Genomic DNA, 6,740 nt, shown 5'->3' on the forward strand with positions numbered 1-6,740 from the left:
TGAACGCACGCGCGGAGTGTGCTAGCCTTCGGCGACGTCGGAGCGCTTCCTGTTCGGCTTCGCAGCGCTGGATCACGGGCTATCACGGCTGCGGCCGCACGGGACCGACACGGAGAGTCGATTCGTGGAAACACCCCCGAACGAGCAGCAAGAGCAACCCGCTCCTGTTGTGAACGAACGCCTGCGGCTGGTGGCTCTTCTGGTCACGGTCATCGGACTGGCGATCGCCTTCTACGGCATATGGCGCTGGCTGCTGCGACCTCCGATTGTCCCGCCCCCGCTAGCGCCGGTCACGTCCGAAGCGCCCCTGATCGTGCCGGAGCAGGTGAACGAAACTCCAACGCTCGTCGTGGCTGAGAACGCGGCTGTCTCCGCTGCCGCTGCCGCGACGCAGCCACTCGCCGAGGTTCCGGTCGCAGCCGTGGCGGAACCGCCGCCAGCGCAGGAGCCGCCGAAGCCCTCCGAGACAACCAATGTCGCCAAGTCGCAGCAGCCCAAGCCGAAGCGAACCGCGACACGATCTGCGTCCCGCTCCCGTGAGACCGCGCGCAGGTCATCTGTCAGTGCGCGCGAGCCGAACCCGCCCTCTCCCCAAGCTTCGTCGGTTCCCAGCGCCTATGAGCAGCTCCTGATGCGTCGCGCGGCGAGGGCGAGAGCAGCCGGAAAGCCCGTAACGCTCCCGTCGGAACGCAGCACAGCAGGGAATGGTTCGTAGGACTCGCGGCTTGAGTCCGTCTGCCGTCTTCGGCTCGAGCGAACGTCTCAGCCTCGGTTCGATCCCCTGGTCAGACCGGTCACGAAGCCGCCATTCGCGGTAGGACAGGCGCGCGCGTCCATTCGCAGAGGGGACTCGGAGATGAGCGTCTTGCGCGTCGGAGTCATCGGTGCCGGAGCCAACACTCGAAGCAGGCACATCCCCGGGCTTCAGCGACTGCCCGACGTGAAGATCGTTGCCATCTGCAACCGCAGCGTGGAATCCGGGAGCCGCGTCGCGCGGGAGTTCGGCATCGACGACGTGATGACCGATTGGCGAGCCCTGATCGGGCGTCACGACATCGACGCCGTGGTCATCGGCACGTGGCCCTACATGCACGCGGGGATGACGATTGCCGCGCTGGAGTCGGGCAAGCACATCCTCTGCGAGGCTCGAATGGCGATGAACGCCGCCGAGGCGCGCGCCATGCACGAGGTATCTCGCCGGACGGATCGAGTCGCGCAGATCGTCCCGTCGCCTCGCCTGTTCGGACCCGATGTCGTGCTGCGCGAGCTGCTCGCGGCCGGAGCCATCGGAGACGCGCGCGAGATCTACGTGCGCGGGCTGACCGATGCTGGCGCGGACCCGAACGCGCCCGTCCACTGGCGGCATCGTCGGGAGTTGTCGGGCCTGAACGTGATGACGTTGGGGATCGACTACGAGATGCTGAGCCGCTACTTCGGCCACGCCGCAAGCGTGATGGCGCAGATGCGTCTTTGGATCGCATCCCGCCCCGATCCTTCGTCAGACGTGCCTGTCGCCGCCGACGTTCCCGACTCGTTGAGCATACTGGCGCACATGGAATCCGGCGCGCAGGCGGTGTTCCACTATTCCAGCGTCGCAGTCCACGCGGGCCCGCCCAGGGTCGAGGTCTACGGCACGAACGGGACCCTCCACATCGACCTGTCAACGGAGCGGCTTTCGCTGGGTTCCCGCTCAGGCATGTCGGAAGTGATCGTGCCGGAGTCTCAGCGGGGCGGCTGGCGGGTCGAGGAGGACTTCGTCGACTCCATCCGTACCGGCAAACCTGTCGTGCTGACATCGTTCGAGGAGGGCATGCGCTACATGGCGTTCACGGAGGCATGCCACGTCTCAGCGCGGACGGGTCGGCGCATCGAGGTGGACTCGATCTGCTAGACGATTCTCACCGTCCCTGCTGGCGCGTCGATGACCGTCCCGACGACGCTCGCGTATGCCAAGCCTGCCGCGCGCATCGCGTCCAACGCGGCGTTCGCATGATCAGCCGGGAACGCGATCAGGAGGCCTCCCGAGGTCTCAGCCTCCAACATGAGCTGCGCCCGATGGGAGTCCACGCCATCGCTGCAATGGAGCAGGGAACCGACATACGCGCGGTTGAGCCCCGGGGCTCGCGTGTGCGTGCCAGCGTTGATCAGCCGCAGTACGCCGTCCAGCACGGGTACCCGATTCGCGATCAGCTCCAGTCCGCATCCGCTGCCCTTCGCCATCTCGTACCCGTGTCCCACGAGACCAAAGCCGGTGACGTCCGTGGAGGCGCGTCCGTGGTGATCGAGCATCACCTGCGCGGCTAGATCGTTCAGCGTCATCATCGAATCGACCGCGGGCTGGAGTTCGTCGGAACCGATCCCGTCGTACTTCGCGGCAGTGGCGAGAATGCCGACGCCGAGCGGCTTCGTCAGGATCAGCACATCGCCGGGCATGGCGTCGCAGTTGCGGATGACCCGCCCCGGATGCACCGTACCAGTGACGGCGGCTCCATACATGAGCTCCGGCGAATCGACCGAGTGACCTCCGACGAGCGTGCAGCCGGCTCGCAGGAGCATGTCGGCTCCGCCTCGAAGGATGTCACCGAGAACCTCGGTCGGAAGCGTCTTGTCCCAAAGGACGATGTTCAGAGCAGTGCGCGGAGTTCCGCCCATCGAGTACACGTCGCTGAGGGCGTTCGCGATGGCGATGCCGCCGAACGTATACGGATCATCGACGATGGGCGTGAAGTAGTCCACCGTATGGATGATGGCGAGATCGTCGGCGAGTCGATAGACTCCGGCGTCATCGGCGGTTTCCATACCGACGATCAGGTTTGGGTCAGCGAACTTGGGCAAAGCTCCCAGCACGTGCTCCAGCACCGCTGGAGCGAGTTTGGACGCTCAACCCGCGCACTGCACCTTCTCCGTCAGGCGGATCTTCTTCGCAGTCACTGCCGATTCCTTTGGAGTCATGTCGCCGGTAAGCGCCATTCTAGGCACCGCCGGAGCCCTACAGCAAGGATCGCCGGACTGCCCGATCGCTGCACTGCCATTTCACGAACGACGTATCCCTAGCCATTGCAGGGCTTGCCAGGGTTTGGCGGCAAGGTCGCGGGTTGCTTGAGCGATGTTGGTTCGTCCGTTGCGTCGGATCGGGATCGTGCCATAGCGATGTTGCGGAGGGCTGCCAGCAGACGTGGCGAGTTGCCGACGTGGACTTGGCTGCGGTCTTCGTCATAGGTCACATCTGGGACGTAGTGGATGGCATTTTCGATCTGCCAGTGACCGCGACGGATCCTCAACAATGCTGCGAAACGTCGACCTTCGGCGTTCGCGTGTCGCCGCTCTCGCGTCGCAAGGTCGCGCGCGAGGTCGTTCGCGTCACGACTCGGTTCGGCGAAGTCCGCGTGAAAGTCGGGATTGCACCGGTATCCTGAAGACCGCTCCTGAGTACGACGACTGCCGTCGGGCGGCAGAGCTTTCGGGCGCAGCCCATCCGCGAGGTCTACGACGCGGCGACCGAAGCGTACCGGTCGCTGTACGGGCAGTCGTGACCGGCGGCGGGCGCCAACGGAGACCTTTCCTTGACGGACGGCGATTCGGGTCCATACAATACCGTTCGGCGGACGCGACCACCCGCAATCGCGCGGCTTCGTAGCTCAGTCGGTAGAGCGAGCGACTCATAATCGCTAGGTCGTTGGTTCAAGTCCAACCGGAGCCACCAAGAGCGTGCTACCTCGACCCGCAGGAACACTGGTTCTGCGGGTCCTCTGCTTGCCGTCTACTGGCAGACCCAACCATTGCCATGGCGCCCGCTTTCGCCCTCGAATGACCCGATAGATCGCCAGTTTGGGCGCGGTTTGGGCAACCTCATTCGCCGATGAAAGCCGCATGGCGCCAGGCATTCGCCGCGCCCCGGTGTTCGTTGTGGCAGGAACAACCCGTCACCGAAACCGACGAGCTCTGGGCGGACCCTTCCGCGAGACTCGCCCGCTGGTCATCCACAAGTAGGCGACACCCACGACGTAGGGGCGATTCGCCGAGTCGCCCCTACGGACGGACAGCCAGCGTGGAACACCGACCTGCGCGTTCTGCAGACGCTCCTGAATTCGCCGCTGATGGCGTTCTACATCCTCCGCACGAGCCGTTCCTACCAGCACGGCTACAAGTCCTACGCCAAGTCGTTCCTGGAGCGCTTCGGCGTGCCCGCCCTCACGGAGAGCGAGGCGCGGGCGCTCCCATCGGCTTCAGGCGACGACCGGATCGCGCTCCTGCTCGACCTCTACGGGATCGACCTCGCCCGGCACGACGGACTGGCGGCATTCCTCGATGACATGCTGCGCTGAGCCCATCGCCGGGGCGTTCGTCACGCAGGCTCGTAACGGAGCGAATACGGTCGAGTGAATCAGCCTCGGATTCGGCAGAAGGCTGCTATCTAGCTAAGAGATATCTAAAACAATACTCTCTAATATGCTCGGAACCGGGCATTGACACGAGATCGGACTGCCAATACACTCCTTGTCGTCGAGGATGGGGCGTCACGGTCTCGTTGAATCGGCATACCCTGGAAGAGCTGCCGCCGCGACCTCTGGTGACTTGAAGGAGACGGGCTCGAATGAAAGGGCAGTGTCATCGTGCGTTCAGCCTAGGCGTGCGTGGTGCTGGAAACCCGTGGGGCGGCGCCGTTCGGCGCACCGTCGGGTCATGGGCGCTCGTTGTCGCCATGGCAGCGGTGGGTGTCATCGGGAACGCCTAGCAGACGGTCGTCGCGAACTATAGTGGCAACTCGCTCTACATCGTCGACCTGTCGAATGGGAACCGGACCGTGCTGTCGAACAGCACGACGGGCACCGGTCCGAGCATATCCTTTCCCGTCGGCATCGCGCGCAACAGCACGACGGGAACGATCTATATCGGAGGCGATGGATCGACCAGTATCTGGTCCGTAGATCCGAGCACGGGAAACCGGGCGGTCGTATCGAGCTCGACGGTCGGGACGGGCGGGTCACTGTCGGCGGTCTACGGGTTGGCGTTGGACAGCAGCGGGAACATCATCGTACCAATGGCTTCTGAGGTGATCTACCGCGTCGACCCGGCGACAGGGAATCGAACGACGCTTGCCAGTTCGTCCGTCGGTTCCGGCGCGGCTGTCTCCACACCGTTCGGGGTGGTCGTCGAGCCGGACGGGAGCATCGTCTACACGACGCGGTTCAGCAACTCGATCCTCCGCTTGAACCCAACGACGCTCGTCCGCTCGGTTCTCTCAGATGGGTCGACCGGCACAGGTCCCGCGCTGGCGGATCCCACCGCGATCGTGCGAGCAAGCGACGGTTCCTTCTATGTCGTGAATGAAACCAGCTCCACGGACTACATCCTCCGCGTCGATCCGACGACAGGCAATCGAACGACCGTTACCGGCTCCTCGACGGGAACGGGACCCACGACGACATCGAATCGTTACGGCATGTCCATTGCTGCGGATGGAAGCCTCTATTTCACGACGTTCAGCGAGAACACCGTCATTCGGGTCGACTCCACGACGGGCAATCGCAGCGTCGCGTCGAGTTCGTCGGTTGGGACGGGTCCTGCCTTCAACAACGTACTTGGCATCCTAGGCGGCGCCGTCGCGTCCATCGCGCCCTCAACGAACAACGCGCCCGTCGCGAACGCGGTCTCGGCGACGACGGACGAAGACACCGCCAAAGCGATCACGCTCAACGCCACGGACGCCGACAGCGGCGACACCCTCACCTACTCCATCGTGGCGAATCCGACCAACGGCACGCTCGGAACCGTGTCGGGAACGTCGGTCACCTACACGCCGTCCGCGAACTTCAACGGCACGGATACCTTCACCTACAAAGCCAACGACACGAAGGCGGACAGCAACACGGCGACCGTGACGGTCACCGTCAACGCCGTGAACGACCCGCCGGTTCTCGACGCGATCAGCGATCCATCGGCGATCCTCGAAGATGCGGCGGAGCAGACGGTCACCGTGACGGGCGTTGGAACCGGCGGCGGAAGCGACGAGTCGAGTCAGACGGTCACCGTCACGGCGACGAGCGGGAATACGGCGCTCATCGCGAGCGTCGCGGTCACCGGCACGGGAACGAGTCGGACGCTGACGTACACGCCGGTCGCGAATGCGAACGGGACGGCGGTCATCACCGTCACTGCGAACGACAGTCAGAGCGCCAACAACACGGCGACGCGCACCTTCACGGTGACGGTCACGGCGGTCAACGACCCGCCCGTGTTCGACGCGATCTCCAACGCGACCGTGTTCGAGGGTTCGTCCACGCAGACGGTGACGATCACGGGTGTCGGACCGGGAGGCGGCAGCGACGAGTCGAGCCAGATCGTCGGTTTCACGGCAACCAGCAGCAATCCGACGCTGATTCCGAATCCAGCGGTCACGGGCAGCGGTTCGACGCGGGCGCTCTCCTACACCCCCGCGTCCAGTGGCAGCGGCTCTGCGACGATCACCGTCACCGCCGACGATGCACAGTCGGCGAACAACACGACGCAGAAGACGTTCACAATCACGGTGACGCCGAACACGGCTCCCGTCGCCAGCAACGTCCCCGCTACGACGGACGAGGACACGGCGAAAGCGATCACCCTGAGCGCTACGGACGTCGATACCGGTCAGACGCTGACCTACTCGGTCGTCGCCAGCCCCTCGAACGGCACGCTGGGAACCATCTCCGGCGCGTCGGTCACCTACACGCCGTCGGCGAACTTCAACGGCACGGACA

The 6,740-nt window shown here is 64.6% G+C and carries 6 protein-coding genes and 1 tRNA gene; 6 read left to right on the forward strand and 1 reads right to left on the reverse strand.

The genetic code is table 11. The annotated features are described in order from the left end of the window. Positions 1-124: 124 nt before the first annotated feature. Together FJZ36_07345 and FJZ36_07350 are read left to right on the forward strand one after the other, a co-directional pair. On the forward strand, positions 125-715 hold the full coding sequence (locus tag FJZ36_07345; GenBank protein ID MBM3214713.1) for a hypothetical protein: 591 nt from the start codon (positions 125-127) through the stop codon (positions 713-715). A 141-nt stretch (positions 716-856) separates the two neighbouring features. Next, entirely contained in the window at positions 857-1,891 is a 1,035-nt protein-coding gene (locus FJZ36_07350; GenBank protein MBM3214714.1) for a Gfo/Idh/MocA family oxidoreductase, read from the forward strand. Here FJZ36_07350 and selD read toward each other — a convergent pair. Next, positions 1,888-2,952: a selenide, water dikinase SelD gene (gene selD, locus FJZ36_07355; protein ID MBM3214715.1), complete on the reverse strand. Its 1,065-nt coding sequence runs from the start codon at positions 2,950-2,952 to the stop codon at positions 1,888-1,890. The two genes, FJZ36_07350 and selD, sit on opposite strands and share 4 nt — an antisense overlap. A 239-nt stretch (positions 2,953-3,191) precedes the next feature. Here selD and FJZ36_07360 point away from each other — a divergent pair, with 239 nt between their 5' ends. The 4 genes from FJZ36_07360 to FJZ36_07375 form a co-directional block, all read left to right on the forward strand. Next, entirely contained in the window at positions 3,192-3,416 is a 225-nt protein-coding gene (locus FJZ36_07360; protein ID MBM3214716.1) for a LarC family nickel insertion protein, read from the forward strand. A gap of 211 nt (positions 3,417-3,627) precedes the next feature. Beyond that, positions 3,628-3,703 (forward strand) — tRNA-Met (locus FJZ36_07365). Positions 3,704-4,097: 394 nt separating this feature from the next. Beyond that, positions 4,098-4,325 carry a hypothetical protein gene (locus FJZ36_07370; protein MBM3214717.1) on the forward strand — a complete coding sequence of 76 codons (228 nt, stop codon included), beginning with the start codon at positions 4,098-4,100 and terminating at the stop codon, positions 4,323-4,325. Positions 4,326-4,804: 479 nt separating this feature from the next. After that, a partial coding sequence (locus FJZ36_07375; protein ID MBM3214718.1) for a tandem-95 repeat protein occupies positions 4,805-6,740 on the forward strand: 1,936 nt, incomplete at its 3' end.

It is taken from the genome of Candidatus Poribacteria bacterium (genome assembly GCA_016866785.1).
GTDB lineage: Bacteria > Poribacteria > WGA-4E.